Here is a 2341-nt window from a genome sequence, read left to right as displayed (position 1 = left end):
GGCGAGGGGCGGGTGCCGTTGTTCCCGGTGCGGTCGGGCCGGTTCGGCTGGAAGCTCTCGCTCTCCTCGGCGACGGCCGGCAGGTGCGCCGGGTCGCTCGGTACGGCCGTGGTCGGCGTGCTCTTGATGTCGGTTGCCCGATCGCCGGCGTCCGTGGTGGCGCCCAGCGCGGCGCCGAGCGCGGTGAGCGCGACCAGCACCGCGGCCAGCGCGCCGGCCAGGGAACCACGCCGACCCCGGCCACGCCGGGGCGCCGCCACGGTCGCCGCCGGAAGCGCCGGCACGGCGTTTCGGGTGCTGGTCCGGCTGCTCGGCACAGGGGCCACCAGCGCGGTCGGTGCGGCGCTGTCGTCGCCGAGCGCCGCCCGGGCCGCCGCGGCCATCTCCGCGCCGCTGGCGAACCGATCCGCCGGGTCCTTGGCCAGTGCCCGGGCCACCAGGGACTGGACGGACGCGGGGATGTCGGCGGGGAGCGCGGGCGGCTCGTCGTCCAGGTGGCGCACCGCCACCTGGAGCGGGTTGTCGCCGGTGAAGGGCGGGGTGCCGGTCAGGCAGCAGTAGGTGACCGCACCCAGCGCGTAGATGTCGGTGGCGCCCGACACGGGCCGGCCCGCGGCCTGCTCGGGTGCCATGTAGAGCGCCGTGCCCGGCACCGCGTTGGTGCTGGTGATGCTCGTCACGTTGGTCGAGCGGGCGACGCCGAAGTCCACCAGGACCACGGTGCCGTCCTCCTGCACCAGCAGGTTGCTCGGCTTGACGTCCCGGTGCACGATGCCGCCGGCGTGCGCGGCGTGCAGCGCCTGGGCCGCCTGCGCCACGATCGACATGGTCTCGTCGACGTCGAGGTGCCCGGCGGTCTCGATCCGCCGGGACAGCGGCTCGCCCTCGACGAACTCCATGACGAGGTAGTCGGCCCGCCCACCGTCGTCCAGGTGGTCCTCGCCGCAGTCGAAGACCTGCACGATGCCGGGATGGCGCAGCGCGGCCATGATCCGCGCCTCGGCGCGGAAACGGGCGATGAAATCGGGGTCGGAGACCAGTGCGGGCAGCAGCACCTTCACCGCGACCCGGCGACCCAGGACGAGGTCGGTGGCACGCCAGACGTCGCCCATGCCGCCGGTGGCGACACGTTCGTCGAGGCGGTAGCGACCGCTGAGCACGACCTCCGATGACAACACCTCCATACCGTACCCAGAGGTTGCGAGAAGGACTCACGGCGATCCCGGGGGGATGCCGTCCGGCAGGCCGGGTGACCCGGCTCCGACGGTCGGCACGGACCGGTGCGTGACGACCTCCCGACGCGACGTCACGATGCCGGGAGAATCGATGCGTAAGCTGGGGCGAAACGGCCTCCCGGAACACCACGCCTACCCTGAACTGCGGGGGGAGCGTCCGGCGGACCGCCGGTGTTACATCGACACACCGTCGGCGGAGGTAGACAATTCTCACTCCGACGGGTCGTGCCCGCGACTTGTCCCCCCGCCGATCCGCTCCTAGCGTTAGCGCGACCCTGGCCGGCCCACGGTGCCGGTACGGCATCCACGCCGACGCCCGTACTGCCGGCGGGGGTCAGACATGCCGCCCGGGCCTGCCGGCACGGGCGCGACCAGCGGTCAGCGGGGGGCTGATGGTGCACGACGCATCTCCTCAGGCCGTGGCCAGGGGCCGGGCGGCGGGGACGGCGGACGCATGACCGGTGAGCTGACCGAGGCGGTGGTCGCCGCGCAGGCCGGCGACGAGGGAGCCTTCCGCTACCTCTACCGCAGCCTCCAGCCGGGTCTGTTGCGCTACCTCACCGTGCTCGTCGGGCCGGACGCCGAGGACGTCGCGTCGGAGACCTGGTTGCAGATCTCCCGGGACCTGCCCCGTTTCACCGGTGGCGAGTTCCGGGCGTGGACGGTCACCATCGCTCGCAACCGGGCCATGGACCACCTTCGCCGCCAGCGACGCCGTCCCGCCCTGACGGTGCCGGTCCAGGCGCTGAGTGAGGTGGCCGGCGGCGTCGACACGGCCGAACGGGCCGGTGAGACCATCGGAACCGAGGCGGCGCTGGCGCTCATCGCCACGCTGCCACCCCGCGAGGCGGAGGCGGTGCTGCTGCGGGCGGTGATCGGGCTGGACGCCGAGACCGCCGGCCGGGTGCTCGGGCGGCGGGCGGGAGCGGTCCGGACGGCCGCACACCGCGGACTGCGTCGGCTGGCTGTGCTGCTGGACCGGCGGGACGCGTCCCGGCCGGCGGAAGCTGAGGAGCGGGTTACCCCGCCCCTGCCCCGACGCGGTCGACGGGCCCCCGACGCCCGTGTCGAGTCGGCGGACGGATGACGTGAGGGGACACTGGATG

2 protein-coding genes are annotated in these 2341 nt (G+C 74.1%); one reads left to right on the top strand and one right to left on the bottom strand.

Features of this window, described 5'->3' with window-relative positions; genetic code table 11:
- Positions 1-1184: serine/threonine-protein kinase (locus E1193_RS31170; RefSeq protein WP_207922946.1), on the bottom strand; the 1184-nt coding region annotated here is incomplete at its 3' end.
- Positions 1185-1689: 505 nt separating this feature from the next.
- On the opposite strand from E1193_RS31170, the gene E1193_RS31165 reads away from it, so the two are divergent.
- Complete coding sequence (locus tag E1193_RS31165; protein ID WP_132186702.1) at positions 1690-2322, top strand: RNA polymerase sigma factor; 633 nt, start codon at positions 1690-1692, stop codon at positions 2320-2322.
- The last annotated feature ends 19 nt before the right edge of the window (positions 2323-2341 follow it).

This window comes from Micromonospora sp. KC606, assembly GCF_004348675.1.
Classification (GTDB): Bacteria; Actinomycetota; Actinomycetes; order Mycobacteriales; family Micromonosporaceae; genus Micromonospora.
This window is presented reverse-complemented; position numbering and strand designations above follow the sequence as displayed.